We start from the raw sequence: 14787 nt of genomic DNA, 5'->3' as shown, positions 1-14787 counted from the left end.
CTGCTATTTTGGACGGGGAATCAGGTTTATTTGATATTCAATGTCACATCAATATTGCCGCGGGTGGCGTTGGAGTACGGGCACACCACGTGCGCTTTCTTCACCAGATCTTCGGCGACGCTGCGCTCCACACCCGGCAGGCTGATGTCGAGCTGCACTTCGATCGCAAAGCCGGTCGGCACCGGGCCGATGCCCACAGTCCCTTCAATCTGCGCTTCAGCCGGGATTTTCACCTTTTCCTGCGACGCCACATACTTCAGCGCGCCCAGGAAGCAGGCAGAGTAACCGGCCGCAAACAGCTGTTCCGGGTTAGTGGCTTCACCGCCCGCGCCGCCCATCTCTTTCGGCACGCCCAGTTTCACATCCAGCACGCCATCTGATGAGGTCGCACGGCCATCACGGCCGCCGGTGGCTTTAGCATGGGCCTGGTAGACAACTTTTTCGATAGACATACACATTTCCTTCTGGAGTAGGGGAACACCGGCACAGCGCCGGGCCTGGGGTCATCGTCATTCGTATCAGATTCGCGATTTAATCGCACACAACTTAATTAGCAACAACAGATTAAGTATAGAACAGCGTGCCGTTCTGTCGCGGATTTCACCGGCGCACCGCCCTGCGGTGCGCCGTCACCTTGCCGGTCAGGCTTTTTTCAGCAGGTTGCTGCGCAACATCTCCAACTGCTGTTTGATGCCTTCGAGCTGCTCGACGCTACAGTCAGCGGCGCAGGCCACCGCTTCCGGCACCGATTGCGCCTGCATGCGCAGGTCACGCCCGGCTTCGGTCAGGGTAATCAACACCTGGCGCTCATCGGCGGCCGCGCGGCGGCGCAGCAGCAGCCCGGCACTTTCCAGCCGTTTCAGCAGCGGCGTCAGCGTGGCGGAGTCAAGAAACAGCCGCTCGCCAATCTCAGAGACCGTCACCCCATCCCGCTCCCACAGCACCAGCATCACCAGATACTGCGGGTAGGTCAGGCCAAGCTGCGCCAGCAGCGTGCGGTACACCTTATGCAACGCCAGGTTGGCGGAGTAGAGGGCAAAGCACAGCTGCTGATCGAGATGCAGCATCGGCGGGTTGGGTAACGACTCGTCTGTTTTTCTGTTCATGGTGTCAATATAGATAGTGTGCGATATAATAGCAAGCATTAGCGTAACGCAGAGGGCGCGGGCTTAAGCCTGCTCCGAAAAAGCGGGCCTCCGGCGGCATAAGCCGGTAAACCACGCTATCTTAAAAGATGTCACAAAGCGTATGAGCCGCCTTCTTCTGCAAGCATCACAGGTTGGCGTGCATGTTTCTTGCCTGCCGTGCAGGCCGCGCCACAGGGATAAAGGGAGAAATCATGACGACTTTAGTTGAACGTGCCCGCTTGTTTGCGGGCAAAGCCCACGCCGGGATCAATCAGCGCCGCAAGTATACGGACGATCCCTATATTGTGCATCCGCGCGCCGTCGCGGAGATTGTCAGCCGCGTGCCGCACAGCGAAGCGATGCTGGCCGCTGCCTGGCTGCATGACACGGTGGAAGATACGCCCACCACCCTGAAAGATATTGAACGTGAGTTCGGGCCGGAGGTGGCCACGCTGGTCGGGATGCTGACCAACGCCAGCCAGCCGGAAGACGGCGACCGCATCAGACGGAAAAATATCGACCGCCGCCACACCGCACAGGCCAGCCCGCAGGCCAAAACCATCAAACTGGCCGATCTGATCGACAACCTGCACGAAATTCTGGCGTGCGATGCAGAGTTCGCCAAAACCTACCTGATTGAAAAACGGTTACAGCTGGAGGTGCTGAAAGAGGGGAATAAAACCCTGTGGAAGCGCGCCCGGAAGATTATCGATCAGGCGCTCGACAGCCTGCACCAGCCGCCCTATAACGTCCCGGCGCAATGGTTCCGGGACACGGAACGCGCCTACCTGAACGCTGACCGCCCTCACTCCTGAGCAATGCCCTGATCAATCCGCGCCAGCAGATAGGGGTAGAACGGGTTCGACGAGATGCGCATCAGCGCATCCATACTCTCCACCAGCGCCCCGCGCTCACCGCGCGATGCCAGCGTCCCGAAGCTGATGCCGAACTGGCGCGGCGCTGCGGGCGTGCGGCCATAGAGCGAATCCTCCGGCGGGAACGGCAACGCCACATGGGAAAGCGAATAGATCTCCGGCGGGTAAGCAATACCCAGCACCTGCTGCTGCGGCACCGTCTGCCCGGCACTGAGCCTGACGGCCACGGCGGAATTCCCGGGGGTTTTTGCGCCCGGTGGGGCATTACTGATGACGGTGGTGGTGTAACGGCGCGGCGGCGCGGGCAGCAGGGTATCGATGGCGGTATCCGCATCGGGCCTGAGCAGCGGGCCGAATTCCGCCCGGCGGTTAATGTCAAACAGCACCAGTTCACTGCCGTTGGCCGGCAGCCGGTTGTAGAGCGCCTCCACCACTGCGCGGGTGCTGACGGTGGAATCCAGCACCGACTGGAACGTCAGCACCGGCGGCAGTTGCGCCAGTTGCCCGCCGCGTTGCGCCGCCGCAATCTGCTGTTGCAGCGCCTGGGTTAACTGCCAGGACTGGCGCGCCCCGTTCACCGGGAACGAATTGTATTTGAACGGGTTGAACTCCGGCAGAATGCTCAGCCAGGCGGCTTTGGCGAACGGCGGGAAGACTGCCGGCCAGCCGGCGATCCCGGCAAAGCGGGCAAAGGCCGTCACGCCAATCATCGGCGAAATCAGCACCACCCGCTGCGGCCGCGCCAGGGTCTTATCCTGAAGGCTGTCGAGCGTGTACTTCATCGCCAGCGCCCCGCCGTTGGAGAAGCCCACCAGTTGCAGCGGGGCCTCCGGCCCGGTTTTCGCCCTCGCCTCACGCACCGCCAGCCGGGTGGCGGCCAGCCAGTCCTCCCAGCTGACGCGGGTCAGCGCGCCCGGTACGGTGCCGTGCGCCGGTAAACGGATCCCGACCACCAGCCAGCCGCGTTGCCGGTAGTGTTCGGCCAGATGGCGCAGGCTGTAGGGGGAGTCGGTCAAGCCGTGCAGCATCACGACCGCGCCGCGCGGTTTGCCCGGGGGCACCAGTTCGTAAGAGCGGTTCCAGTCGTGGCGGAAGTGTTCGGGGTAGATCGGGCTGCCCTCAAAATAGCGGTTCAGCGGCAGGCGCTCACTGCTGTCGAGTTTCTGCGTTACATTGCGGTAGACGTCATCAAACGCCCGCTGTTCCGCTTTCAGGTAGCCCGCCCAGTCGGTGTGGTCCAGTGCGGCCGCCTCCAGCTCAGGCGGTGCCTCCGTGTGCCACGGCTCCAGCGCCGGGCCGCGCTGGGTGTCATACACCCGCACGGTAAACAGCGTCACTGCCGCCACCGCTGCCAGTATGGCGAGGCGTTTCATCCGTTTTCTGATCACCCGAAACCGCATACTGCTCCACGTTTGCCAAAGTATTGGTAATCCTCATCATAGCCCGCCCAACGTGAAAACGGCACCCTGCCGCTGTGCGCCATCACTGCGCAGAAAACGCTCAGCGCTGGTGCAGGCGTGTCTGCCCTCCGCATATCACTTGAATAAAACCTGTTAAGAATGAGTCAATTACATTGTGGCACGCCCTTTGCTGAGGTGAATTCAAACTTGTGTACAGGGTGGAATTCAGCAGATGCAACCGACTCTTTATAACGGCTTTACCCTTGATGAATGGCAACAGCACTACCGCGCCGCGCCGGACAGGCTCGACACCACCTTACATACGGTGCTGGCCGGGCTGAGCGAACAGGACAACGCCTGGATCTACCGCGCCACCCCGGCGCAGCTCCAGGCGCAGACCGACGCCCTGCTGCAACGGTTGCAGGCCGCAGGCGGTGACCTGGCGGCGTTCCCGCTGTTTGGCGTGCCGTTCGCGGTGAAAGACAACATCGACGTCGGCGGCTGGCCCACCAGCGCCGCCTGCCCGGCCTTTACCTATCAGGCAGAGCAGGATGCCGCCGTGGTGGCGAACCTGCGCGCGGCCGGGGCGATTGTGCTCGGCAAGACCAACCTCGACCAGTTCGCCACCGGGCTGGTCGGCACACGTTCGCCGTTCGGCGCGGTCAGCAACAGTTTCAACCCGGCCTATGTCAGCGGCGGCTCCAGCGCCGGTTCCGCCTCAGCCGTGGCGCGGGGCCTGGTGGCCTTTGCCCTCGGCACTGACACCGCCGGGTCGGGCCGCGTGCCCGCCGGGTTTAACAATATCGTCGGGCTGAAGCCTACCAAAGGCTGGCTCTCCAACCGGGGCGTGGTCCCGGCCTGCCGGTTGAACGACTGCGTCTCGGTGTTCGCCCTGACGGTGGCCGATGCGCTGGCGGTGGCAAGCGCGGCAGGCGGCTACGATGCCGCCGACGCCTATTCGCGCCGCAACCCGCATACCGCCCCGGCCTCCCTGCCTGCTGCCCCGCGCTTTGCCGTGCCGGACAGCCTGGAATTCTTCGGGGACACGCAGAACCAACAGGCGTTCGCCGCGGCGCTGGCGCAGCTCAAGGCCTGCGGCGTCACGCTGGAGCCGATAGATTTCAGCCCGTTCCGCCAGCTGGCGGAGCAGCTCTATCAGGGCCCGTGGGTGGCCGAACGCACCGTGGCCGTGGGCGCGCTGCTGGACGACCAGCCGGACGTCCTCGACCCGGTGGTGCGCGGCATTATCAGCGGCGGCAAAAATTACAGCGCCTGCGATGCCTGGCGGGCGGAGTACCTGCGGGCGGAGCTTGCCCGCCGGATCAACGACGCGCTGGCCGGGTTTGATGCGCTGGTAGTGCCGACGTCGCCGACCCTCCGCACGATTGATGAGATGGCGCAGGAGCCGGTGCGCTTTAACAGCCAGTTCGGCACCTACACCAACTTCACCAACCTGGCCGACCTCAGCGCGCTGGCCCTGCCCGCCGCCCTGCGGGAAGACGGCCTGCCCGCCGGCATCACCCTGATCGCCCCCGCCTGGCATGACGCGGCACTGGCGCACTTCGGCCAGCGCTGGCAGAGGCACCTGACCCTGCCGCTGGGCGCTACCGGCCGTGCGCTGCCGCCCGCCTATCTCACCCCACCACTGCCGCCAACCGAAGGCGTGGTGCAGGTGGCAGTGGTAGGCGCGCACCTCACCGGGATGCCGCTTAACCACCAGCTGACCACCCGCGGCGCCGTGCTGCTGGCGCAGACCACCACCACCGCCCACTACCGCCTGTTCGCCCTGCCCGGCACCCAGCCGCCCAAACCCGGCCTGGTGCGCGACACAGGCGGCCGCGCCATCACGGTCGAGCTGTGGGCGATGCCGCTGGCGCGCTTCGGCGAGTTTGTGGCGGAAATCCCCGCGCCGCTCGGCATCGGCACGCTGGAACTGGCGGACGGCCGCCGGGTGAAAGGGTTTATCTGTGAGCCTGCGGCGCTGGAAGGCGCGCAGGAGATCACCTCCTTTGGCGGCTGGCGCAACTACCTCAGCAGCCTTTCCGCTTCCACCGCTTCCTGAGGATCGCGCCATGTTCACCACTGTTTTGATCGCCAACCGCGGCGAAATCGCCTGCCGGGCCATCCGCACCCTGAAAAAGCGCGGCATCACCAGCGTGGCGGTCTATGCCGACCCGGACCGCAATGCGCCGCACGTCAGCGACGCGGAGGTCGCCATTGCGCTCGGCGGCGAGAAACCCGCCGACAGCTACCTCGACATGACTAAAATCCTGGCGGCCGCGGCCGAGAGCGGCGCACAGGCGATCTTCCCGGGCTACGGTTTTTTGTCCGAGAGCGCGGAGTTTGCGGAGGCGTGCGAGGCCGCGGGGCTGGCATTTATCGGCCCGACTGCGCAGCAGATCCGTGATTTCGGCCTGAAGCACCGGGCGCGGGAGCTGGCTGCGGCGGCAGGTGTGCCGATGACGCCCGGCACCGGGCTGCTGGCGGATCTGGATGCCGCACTGGCGGCCGCCGCGCAGATCGGCTACCCGGTGATGCTGAAAAGCACCGCGGGCGGTGGCGGCATCGGGCTGATGCGCTGTGACGACGCCGCTGCGCTGCGGGATGCCTGGGAGAGCGTGCGGCGGCTCGGCGGGCAGTTCTTCCGCGATGACGGCGTTTTCCTGGAGCGCTTTATCGACCGGGCGCGCCACATTGAGGTACAGATCTTCGGGGACGGCCAGGGCCGCGTGGTGGCGCTGGGTGAGCGCGACTGCTCGCTGCAACGCCGCAACCAGAAAGTGGTGGAGGAGACGCCCGCGCCGCACCTGCCGGAGATGACCCGCACGGCGCTGCACCGGGCGGCAGTGGCGCTGGGTGAATCCGTAAACTACCGCAGCGCCGGGACGGTGGAGTTCATCTACGACGCGGCGCAGGAGGCGTTCTACTTCCTGGAAGTGAACACCCGCTTGCAGGTAGAGCACCCGGTCACGGAGCTGGTCACCGGCCTCGACCTGATCGACTGCATGGTGCAGGTGGCCGCAGGCAGCGAGCCGGACTGGCTGCATCTGGCGCGCGCCCCGCACGGCGCGGCGATCGAGGTGCGGCTCTACGCGGAAGACCCGCTGCGCAACTTCCAGCCCAGCCCCGGCGTGCTGACGGATGTGCACTTCCCGGACGGGGTGCGCGTGGATGGCTGGGTCTCGACCGGCAGCGAGGTGTCGGCCTTCTACGACCCGATGATCGCCAAGCTGATTGTCTATGGCGAAAACCGCACGCTGGCGCTGGAAAATCTCACGGCGGCGCTCAACGCCACCCGGCTGCACGGCATCGCCACCAACCTTGACTATCTGCGCCAGATCGTCGCCACCGACGCCTTCCGCCACGGCGAGGTCTGGACGCGGATGCTCGACAGCTTCACCTACCGCCCGCAGGCGATCGAGGTGCTGCAACCCGGCACCTACAGCAGCGTGCAGGATTTCCCCGGCCGCCTGGGCTACTGGGACATCGGCGTCCCGCCCTCGGGGCCGATGGATGATTTCGCGTTCCGGCTGGCGAACCGGATCGTCGGCAACCACCCGGACGCCGCCGGGCTGGAGTTCACCCTCCAGGGGCCGACGCTGCGCTTTCATGCCGATGTGCTGATCGCCCTGACCGGGGCCGACTGCCCGGCCGACCTCGACGGCGTGCCGGTGCCCTACGCGGAGCCGGTCACGGTCAGCGCCGGGCAGACGCTGACGCTCGGCCGCGCCCGCCACGGCTGCCGTACCTATCTGGCAGTGCGCAACGGGCTGGATGTGCCGGTCTACCTCGGCAGCCGCGCCACCTTTGCGCTGGGGGAGTTTGGCGGCCACGCCGGGCGCACACTGCGGGTGGCGGACCTGCTGCCGATCTCCCAGCCGCACCTGCCCGCCTGCACCACCCCCGCGCCCACCGATGCGCCGCAGGCCGCTGACCCCGCGCTGCTGCCGCACTACGGCACGCTGTGGCACATCGGCGTGCTCTACGGGCCGCACGGCGCGCCGGACTTCTTCACTCCGGAATCGATCGCGGAATTTTTCGCGGCCGAATGGCAGGTGCATTACAACTCCAACCGGCTGGGCGTGCGCCTCACCGGGCCGAAACCGGCCTGGGCGCGGCAGGATGGCGGCGAGGCGGGGCTGCACCCCTCCAACGTGCATGACTGCGAATACGCCATCGGCGCGATCAACTTTACCGGCGACTTCCCGGTGATCCTCACCCGTGACGGGCCGAGCCTCGGCGGCTTCGTCTGCCCGGTGACTATCGCCAAAGCGGAGCTGTGGAAAGTCGGGCAGGTGAAACCGGGCGACCGCCTGCGTTTCCACCCGATCAGCATTGAGCAGGCGCTGGCGCTGGAACAGGCGCAGGCGGGCACCCTCGCCTCCCTGAGCCGCGTCGACGCGCTGGCGCTGCCGGAACCTTCCCTGCTGCCGGGTGACACGCCGTCGGCGGCGATCCTGGCCACGCTGCCCGCCACCCCAGATCGCCCGGCGGTGGTCTACCGCCAGGCGGGCGACAGCTACATCCTGCTGGAATATGGCGACAACGTGCTCGATCTGGCGCTGCGGCTGCGGCTCTACCTGCTGATGCAGGCGATCCGCGAGGCAGCGGTAGCGGGCATCGCTGAGCTGGCCCCCGGCGTGCGTTCGCTGCAAATCCGCTATGACGGCCGCCTCCTCAGCCAGCCGGCACTGCTGCAACTGCTGCTGACGCTGGAGAACCAGCTTGGCGACGTCAGCACGCTGAAAGTGCCGACGCGCATCGTCCACCTGCCGATGGCGTTCGAAGATTCCGCCACGCTGGGCGCGGTGGAACGCTACCGCGAAACGGTGCGCGACCAGGCCCCCTGGCTGCCGAACAACGTCGATTTCATCCGGCGCATCAACGGGCTGGCGAGCCGCGAGGCGGTGCGCGACATCCTGTTCAGCGCCAGCTACCTGATCCTCGGGCTGGGTGACGTCTACCTCGGCGCGCCCTGCGCGGTGCCGCTCGACCCTCGCCACCGGCTGCTCAGCTCCAAATATAACCCGGCGCGCACCTACACCGCCGAGGGCACCGTGGGCATTGGCGGTATGTATATGTGCATCTACGGCATGGATTCGCCGGGCGGCTACCAGCTGGTGGGGCGCACGCTGCCGATCTGGAACAAATTCCTCAAAAACCCGCAATTCGCCCCCGGCGAGCCGTGGCTGCTGCACTTCTTCGATCAGGTGCGCTTCTACCCGGTCAGCGAAGCGGAGCTGGACGCCTTCCGCGAGGCGTTCCGCGAAGGGCGCGCCGAGGTGAAGATTGAACCGGGCGAGTTCGATTTTGCGGAGTACACCCGCTTTTTAACGGAGAACGCCGACGATATCAGCGCGTTCCGCGCCCGCCAGCAGGCTGCGTTTACCACGGAGGTGGCGCACTGGCAGGCCGAGGAGAGCGCCGCCGTGGCGGAGGCGGCCAACCGCCCGCAGCCGCTGGAGGAGAGCGAGGGCGAAGGGCAACTGGTCAGCGCCGATCTCAACGGCAACGTCTGGAAAATCCTGGTGCAGCCGGGCGATGTGGTACGCGAAGGGCAGGCGCTGATCGTGGTCGAGGCGATGAAGATGGAGCTGTCTGTCTATGCGCCCTGCGCCGGCACGGTGACGCAGATCCGCTGCCGCCCCGGCCGCCCGGTCGGCCCCGGCGATGCGCTGCTGTGGCTCGATACGGCCGCCTCATAACGGAAACGGGCCGGGCAGACCGGCCCCTTAAGGATGCTTATGCAACTTGCGGGACATTCCAGCAAAGCCCGTCCGGAAGGGCTGGCGGAGCGCATTTACCAGCAGATGAAACAGGACATTTTTGACTTCCGCCTGCTGCCCGGCGACCGCTTCAGCGAGAGCGAAATCGCCGGGCGGATGGCGGTGAGCCGCACCCCGGTGCGCCAGGCGCTGTTCTGGCTGGAGCGTGAAGGCTACGTCGAGGTGCATTTCCGCAGCGGCTGGCAGGTGAAGCCGTTCGATTTCGCCTATTTCGAACAGCTTTATGACCTGCGGATTGTGCTGGAGCTGGAGGCGGTAAAGCGGCTCTGCGCCCGCCCCGGCCAGGCGCTGCCCGCGCTGCTGCTGCCGGTGGCGGCTTTCTGGATTGACCAGCCGCCGCTGCCCGACGGCCCGGCGGTGTCGCGCTTTGATGAGGCGTTCCATCTGGCGCTGGTGGAGGCGGTGGGTAACGGTGAAATGGCACGCATCCACCGCGATCTCACCGAGAAGATCCGCATCATCCGGCAGCTCGACTTCACTCAGGAGGAGCGCGTCAGCGCCACCTACCGGGAACATGCGGCGGTGCTGCACGCGATTATGCAGCGCCGCACCGGCGAGGCGCAGCGCCTGCTGCATGACCATATCGCCGTCAGCAAGGCGGAGGTGCGCAAAATCACGCTGCACCGGCTGCATGAGGCGCGCACCCCGCCACCGCGCGCAGAGGAGGAGCCTGGGGCGCGCCCCGCCCCGTCACCGTAACCCGCGCGGCAAGCGCGTGAAGAAACAGAAAATCGCGCCGCTGGCGCAAAAAACCGCCTGCTCCGGCAGGCAGGGCGTCGCCGGGTTTCCGCGCGCCTTAACCTCTACTTTTCATCAGGAGTGCGTTTTATGCCATCCCGCCGCTTTATCCATGCGTTCGCCCTCTCCGCCACGATGGCCGGCTTTGGCCTGGCGTTTGGTGCCCAGGCCGCCGACACCATCAAGGTCGGCATTATGCATTCCCTCTCCGGCACCATGGCGATCTCCGAAACGCCGCTGAAAGAGGTGGCGCTGATGACCATCGATGACATCAACGCCAAAGGCGGTGTGCTCGGCAAAAAGCTCGAGCCGGTGGTGGTCGACCCCGCCTCCAACTGGCCGCTGTTCGCCGAGAAGGCGCGCCAGCTGCTGACGCAGGACAAGGCGGCCGTGGTGTTCGGCTGCTGGACGTCCGTGTCACGTAAGTCGGTGCTGCCGGTGTTTGAGGAGCTGAACGGCCTGCTGTTCTACCCGGTGCAATATGAGGGCGAGGAGATGTCGCCGAACGTCTTCTACACCGGGGCCGCGCCGAACCAGCAGGCGATCCCGGCGGTGGAGTACCTGATGAGTGAAGACGGCGGCGAAGCCAAACGCTTCTTCCTGCTCGGCACCGATTACGTCTACCCGCGCACCACCAACAAAATCCTGCGGGCGTTCCTGCATGCCAAAGGGGTGCAGGACAAAGACATCGAAGAGGTCTACACGCCGTTCGGTTACAGCGACTACCAGACCATCGTCACCAACATCAAGAAGTTCGCCGCCGGCGGTAAAACGGCGGTGGTCTCCACCATCAACGGCGACTCCAACGTGCCGTTCTACAAAGAGCTGGCGAACCAGGGCGTGAAAGCCACCGATGTGCCGGTGGTGGCCTTCTCGGTGGGGGAAGAGGAGCTGCGCGGCATCGACACCAAACCGCTGGTGGGCGATCTGGCGGCCTGGAACTATTTCCAGTCCGTGGATAACCCGACCAACAAAGCCTTTGTCGCCGAATGGAAAGCCTACGCCAAAGCGCACAACCTGCCGAACGCCGCCTCCGCCGTCACCAACGACCCGATGGAAGCGACCTATGTCGGCATCCATATGTGGGCGCAGGCGGTGGAGAAAGCGGGCACCACGGACGTCAACAAAGTGCGTGACGCCATGGCCGGGCAGACCTTCGCCGCGCCGTCCGGCTTTACCCTGACCATGGACCAGACCAACCACCACCTGCACAAGCCGGTGATGATTGGCGAGATTGAGCCGGGCGGCCAGTTCAACGTGGTGTGGCAGACCGAACAGCCGATCCGCGCCCAGCCGTGGAGCCCGTACATTCCCGGCAATGACAAAAAACCGGATACGCCGGTGAAAACCAGCGGCCAGTAACCGATCGGGCCGGGTTCGCCCGGCCTGCACAGGAGATCCCCGATGCGACTCCCTTTCATTATGCGCCTGCTGATAGCAACGCTCGTCAGCCTGCCGTGGCTGGCGCAGGCCGGGCCGGCGGATGAGTTCGCCGCCGCCAGCCGCAGCCAGCAGGCCGCGCTGTTACAGGCGTGGGCCGCCGATCCGCAACCGGCGCGGCTGCCGCTGTTGCAGGCGCTGAAGCAGGAAAATGTGGTGGTTGACCAGGCAAAACACGCCTTTACCCGGCAGGGCGAAGCGTTAACGCCGCTGGAGGGCAACGCCGCGCCGGTGGGCGACACCAAAAAAGTCTGGATGAACAACCGCCTGCGGAATCTGATCGCCAATGCGCTGGCAGCGCACCGGCTGGTCAGCCCTGATGCCGCCACCCGGTTACAGGCGGCCACCGCCTTACAGCGTAAGGCGCAGCCTGACCAGTTGCCGCTGCTTACGGCGCGGCTGGCGCAGGAGAACGCGTCAGACGTCCGTGCCGCGCTGGCGCTGGCGCTCGCCAACCTGCACCTGGCTGACGCCGATCCGCAGGTACGGCTGAACGCGGTGAGACTGCTCGGCGACGCCGCCGATCCCGATACCCAGGCGCGGCTGCAACCGCTGACCGACGCCCGCACCGAACCCGATGCCGGGGTGCGCCGCGCCGCGGCGGAGAGCCTGGCGCAGATCCAGCACCGGCTGCTGATTGGTGACCTGCTCGGCCAGGCGTTTACCGGCTTGTCGCTGGGGTCGATTCTGCTGTTGGCGGCGCTGGGGCTGGCGATCACTTATGGGCTGCTGGGCGTAATCAACATGGCGCACGGCGAGATGCTGATGCTCGGCGCCTATGCCACCTGGCTGGTGCAGTCGCTGTTCCAGCACTACGCGCCCGGGTGGCTGGCGCTCTACCCGCTGGCGGCGCTGCCGGTGGCCTTCTTTATCACCGCCGGGATCGGCATGGCGCTGGAGCGCACGGTGATCCGCCACCTTTACGGCCGCCCGCTGGAGACGCTGCTGGCGACCTGGGGCATCAGCCTGATGCTGATCCAGGGGGTGCGGATGCTGTTCGGCGCGCAGAACGTTGAGGTCGCCAACCCGGCGTGGCTCTCCGGCGGCGTCCAGCTGCTGCCGAACCTGGTGCTGCCGTGGAACCGCATCGCGGTAATTGTCTTCGTGCTGCTGGTGCTGGCGCTGACCTGGCTGCTGCTGAATAAGACCCGCCTTGGGCTGAATGTGCGCGCCGTGACGCAGAACCGGGCGATGGCCGCCTGCTGCGGCGTGCCGACCGGGCGCATCGACATGCTGGCCTTCGGCCTCGGCTCCGGCATCGCCGGGCTGGGCGGCGTGGCGCTGTCGCAGCTCGGCAACGTCGGGCCGGAGCTGGGCCAAGGCTACATCATCGATTCGTTCCTGGTGGTGGTGCTGGGCGGTGTCGGCCAGCTGGCGGGCAGCGTGGTGGCGGCGTTTGGGCTGGGGATCGTCAACAAAATCCTTGAGCCGCAGATGGGCGCAGTGCTGGGCAAAATTTTGATTCTGGCGCTGATTATCCTGTTTATCCAGAAGCGTCCGCAGGGGCTGTTCGCCCTCAAGGGCCGGGTGACTGACTGATGACACAACCACTGACCTTAACCGGCGTGCAGAAAGCGCCGCGCCTGACCCTGAGCCTCGGCACCCTGGCCCTGCTGGCCCTGCTGGCGCTGCCTTTTCTGGCACTGCTGCCGGCGGCGCACCCGCTTTCGATCTCCACCTATACCCTGACGTTGATCGGCAAGATCCTCTGTTATGCGATCGTCGCGATCGCGCTGGATCTGGTCTGGGGCTATGCCGGGCTGCTGTCGCTGGGGCATGGGCTGTTTTTCGCCCTCGGCGGCTATGCGATGGGCATGTACCTGATGCGGCAGGCGGCGGGGGACGGCCTGCCGGCCTTTATGTCGTTCCTGTCGTGGACGGAGCTGCCGTGGTTCTGGGCCGGGACGCAATATTTCGCCTGGGCGCTCTGTTTGATCGTGCTGGTGCCGGGGGTACTGGCGTTTGTGTTTGGCTTCTTCGCCTTCCGCTCGAAGATCAAAGGCGTCTACTTCTCTATCATGACGCAGGCGCTGACCTACGCCGGGATGCTGCTGTTCTTCCGCAATGAGACCGGCTTCGGCGGCAATAACGGCTTTACCGGCTTTACCACCCTGCTCGGCTTCCCGATCACCGCCACGGCGACCCGCGTCGCGCTGTTTGTCGCCACCGTATTGCTGCTGGCCGCCAGCCTGGCGCTGGGCTTCGCGCTGGCGAAAAGCAAATTCGGCCGGGTGCTGACCGCGGTGCGTGACGCCGAAAACCGCCTGACCTTCTGCGGCTATGACCCGCGCGGCTTTAAGCTGTTTGTCTGGACGCTCTCCGCCGTGCTGTGCGGGCTGGCCGGGGCGCTCTATGTGCCGCAGGTCGGCATCATCAACCCGGGTGAGATGTCCCCGACCAACTCCATTGAGGCGGCGATCTGGGTGGCGCTCGGCGGGCGCGGCACGCTGGTGGGGCCGCTGCTGGGGGCCGGGATCGTCAACGGGGCCAAAAGCTGGTTCACCGTGGCGATGCCGGAATACTGGCAATTCTTCCTCGGCGGGATGTTCATCCTGGTGACGCTCTGCCTGCCGCAGGGGGTCATCGGGCTATTGCGCCGCAGAAAACAGGGGCAACGCCATGATCGCTGAACCGCTGTTCACCCAGCCGCACCCGGCGGACAAATACCGCGACCAGCGCGACCCGATTCTGTCGCTGGAGAAGATTAACGTCAGTTTTGACGGCTTCCGCGCCCTGACCGATTTGTCGCTGCAGATCGGCGTCGGGGAGCTGCGCTGCATCATCGGCCCCAACGGCGCGGGCAAAACCACGCTGATGGATGTGATCACCGGCAAGACCCGGCCGCAGAGCGGCAGCGTCACCTATGACCAGCGCACCGACCTCACCCGGCTGGAGCCGATGGCGATTGCCCAGGCGGGGATTGGCCGCAAATTCCAGAAGCCCACGGTGTTTGAGGCGCTGACGGTGTTCGAGAACCTGGAGATTGCGCAAAAAGCGGACAAATCTGTCTGGACCTCGCTGCGCGCCAGGCTGAGCGGCGAACAGCATGACCGCATCGATGAGATGCTCACCCTGTTACGGCTGGCGGCGGAACGGCACCGCCCGGCCGGGCTGCTTTCCCACGGGCAGAAGCAGTTCCTTGAAATCGGCATGTTGCTGGTGCAGGAGCCGCACCTGCTGCTGCTCGACGAACCGGCCGCCGGCATGACCGACGCGGAAACCGAATACACCGCCGAACTGTTCCGCTCATTGGCCGGGAAACATTCGCTGATGGTGGTGGAGCACGACATGGGCTTTGTGGAGACCATCGCCGACCACGTGACGGTGCTGCACCAGGGGCAGGTGCTGGCGGAAGGCTCGCTGCAACAGGTGCAGGCCAACGAGCAGGTGATTGAGGTCTATCTTGGGCGCTGAGGGGGAA

General features: G+C 65.6%; 11 protein-coding genes. 8 read left to right on the top strand and 3 right to left on the bottom strand.

Annotation, left to right across the window (positions count from 1 at the left end; translation table 11 throughout):
- Positions 1 to 26: 26 nt before the first annotated feature.
- Both CYR32_RS07610 and CYR32_RS07605 read right to left on the bottom strand, forming a co-directional pair.
- Positions 27 to 452 (bottom strand): organic hydroperoxide resistance protein, encoded by a 426-nt coding sequence (locus CYR32_RS07610; RefSeq protein ID WP_072927677.1) that lies wholly within the window; start codon positions 450 to 452, stop codon positions 27 to 29.
- 189 nt (positions 453 to 641) lie between these two features.
- Entirely contained in the window at positions 642 to 1106 is a 465-nt protein-coding gene (locus tag CYR32_RS07605; protein ID WP_101823942.1) for a MarR family winged helix-turn-helix transcriptional regulator, read from the bottom strand.
- A gap of 230 nt (positions 1107 to 1336) precedes the next feature.
- On the opposite strand from CYR32_RS07605, the gene CYR32_RS07600 reads away from it, so the two are divergent.
- Positions 1337 to 1942, top strand: a complete 606-nt coding sequence (locus CYR32_RS07600; RefSeq protein ID WP_101823941.1) for an HD domain-containing protein — start codon at positions 1337 to 1339, stop codon at positions 1940 to 1942.
- On the opposite strand, the gene CYR32_RS07595 is transcribed toward CYR32_RS07600, so the two are convergent.
- On the bottom strand, positions 1933 to 3402 hold the full coding sequence (locus CYR32_RS07595) for an alpha/beta hydrolase (protein ID WP_101823795.1): 1470 nt from the start codon (positions 3400 to 3402) through the stop codon (positions 1933 to 1935). The genes CYR32_RS07600 and CYR32_RS07595 overlap by 10 nt on opposite strands.
- A gap of 232 nt (positions 3403 to 3634) precedes the next feature.
- Here CYR32_RS07595 and atzF point away from each other — a divergent pair, with 232 nt between their 5' ends.
- The 7 genes from atzF to urtD all read left to right on the top strand — a co-directional run bounded on the left by atzF (position 3635) and on the right by urtD (position 14780).
- Positions 3635 to 5464, top strand: a complete 1830-nt coding sequence (gene atzF, locus CYR32_RS07590; RefSeq protein ID WP_101823794.1) for an allophanate hydrolase — start codon at positions 3635 to 3637, stop codon at positions 5462 to 5464.
- A gap of 10 nt (positions 5465 to 5474) precedes the next feature.
- A complete protein-coding gene (gene uca / locus CYR32_RS07585) occupies positions 5475 to 9107 on the top strand; it encodes an urea carboxylase (protein WP_101823793.1) in 3633 nt (1210 codons plus the stop codon).
- Positions 9108 to 9146: 39 nt separating this feature from the next.
- The gene (locus CYR32_RS07580) at positions 9147 to 9887 is read left to right on the top strand and encodes a GntR family transcriptional regulator (RefSeq protein WP_101823792.1); all 741 of its coding nucleotides are present in this window, start codon (positions 9147 to 9149) and stop codon (positions 9885 to 9887) included.
- Between the two features lie 129 nt (positions 9888 to 10016).
- Positions 10017 to 11288 carry an urea ABC transporter substrate-binding protein gene (gene urtA / locus CYR32_RS07575; protein WP_101823791.1) on the top strand — a complete coding sequence of 424 codons (1272 nt, stop codon included), beginning with the start codon at positions 10017 to 10019 and terminating at the stop codon, positions 11286 to 11288.
- 42 nt (positions 11289 to 11330) lie between these two features.
- The gene (urtB, locus tag CYR32_RS07570) at positions 11331 to 12905 is read left to right on the top strand and encodes an urea ABC transporter permease subunit UrtB (RefSeq protein ID WP_101823790.1); all 1575 of its coding nucleotides are present in this window, start codon (positions 11331 to 11333) and stop codon (positions 12903 to 12905) included.
- Positions 12905 to 13996 carry an urea ABC transporter permease subunit UrtC gene (gene urtC, locus CYR32_RS07565; protein ID WP_101823789.1) on the top strand — a complete coding sequence of 364 codons (1092 nt, stop codon included), beginning with the start codon at positions 12905 to 12907 and terminating at the stop codon, positions 13994 to 13996. Before urtB ends, urtC begins: the two co-directional genes overlap by 1 nt.
- On the top strand, positions 13986 to 14780 hold the full coding sequence (gene urtD / locus CYR32_RS07560) for an urea ABC transporter ATP-binding protein UrtD (protein WP_175578808.1): 795 nt from the start codon (positions 13986 to 13988) through the stop codon (positions 14778 to 14780). The genes urtC and urtD overlap by 11 nt, the downstream gene beginning before the upstream one ends.
- The last annotated feature ends 7 nt before the right edge of the window (positions 14781 to 14787 follow it).

It is taken from the genome of Chimaeribacter coloradensis, from assembly GCF_002858715.1.
Taxonomy (GTDB): domain Bacteria; phylum Pseudomonadota; class Gammaproteobacteria; order Enterobacterales; family Enterobacteriaceae; genus Chimaeribacter; species Chimaeribacter coloradensis.
Note: the sequence above shows the minus strand (reverse complement) of the source record. Positions and strands in the feature narration are given on the sequence as shown.

Bases quoted from the DNA above. Each gene is read 5' to 3' on its own strand.
- CYR32_RS07610 (WP_072927677.1), bottom strand. From the start codon at position 452: ATGTCTATCGAAAAAGTTGTCTACCAGGCCCATGCTAAAGCCACCGGC.
- CYR32_RS07605 (WP_101823942.1), bottom strand. From the start codon at position 1,106: ATGAACAGAAAAACAGACGAGTCGTTACCCAACCCGCCGATGCTGCAT.
- CYR32_RS07595 (WP_101823795.1), bottom strand. From the start codon at position 3,402: ATGCGGTTTCGGGTGATCAGAAAACGGATGAAACGCCTCGCCATACTG.
- atzF (WP_101823794.1), top strand. From the start codon at position 3,635: ATGCAACCGACTCTTTATAACGGCTTTACCCTTGATGAATGGCAACAG.
- uca (WP_101823793.1), top strand. From the start codon at position 5,475: ATGTTCACCACTGTTTTGATCGCCAACCGCGGCGAAATCGCCTGCCGG.
- CYR32_RS07580 (WP_101823792.1), top strand. From the start codon at position 9,147: ATGCAACTTGCGGGACATTCCAGCAAAGCCCGTCCGGAAGGGCTGGCG.
- urtA (WP_101823791.1), top strand. From the start codon at position 10,017: ATGCCATCCCGCCGCTTTATCCATGCGTTCGCCCTCTCCGCCACGATG.
- urtB (WP_101823790.1), top strand. From the start codon at position 11,331: ATGCGACTCCCTTTCATTATGCGCCTGCTGATAGCAACGCTCGTCAGC.
- urtC (WP_101823789.1), top strand. From the start codon at position 12,905: ATGACACAACCACTGACCTTAACCGGCGTGCAGAAAGCGCCGCGCCTG.
- urtD (WP_175578808.1), top strand. From the start codon at position 13,986: ATGATCGCTGAACCGCTGTTCACCCAGCCGCACCCGGCGGACAAATAC.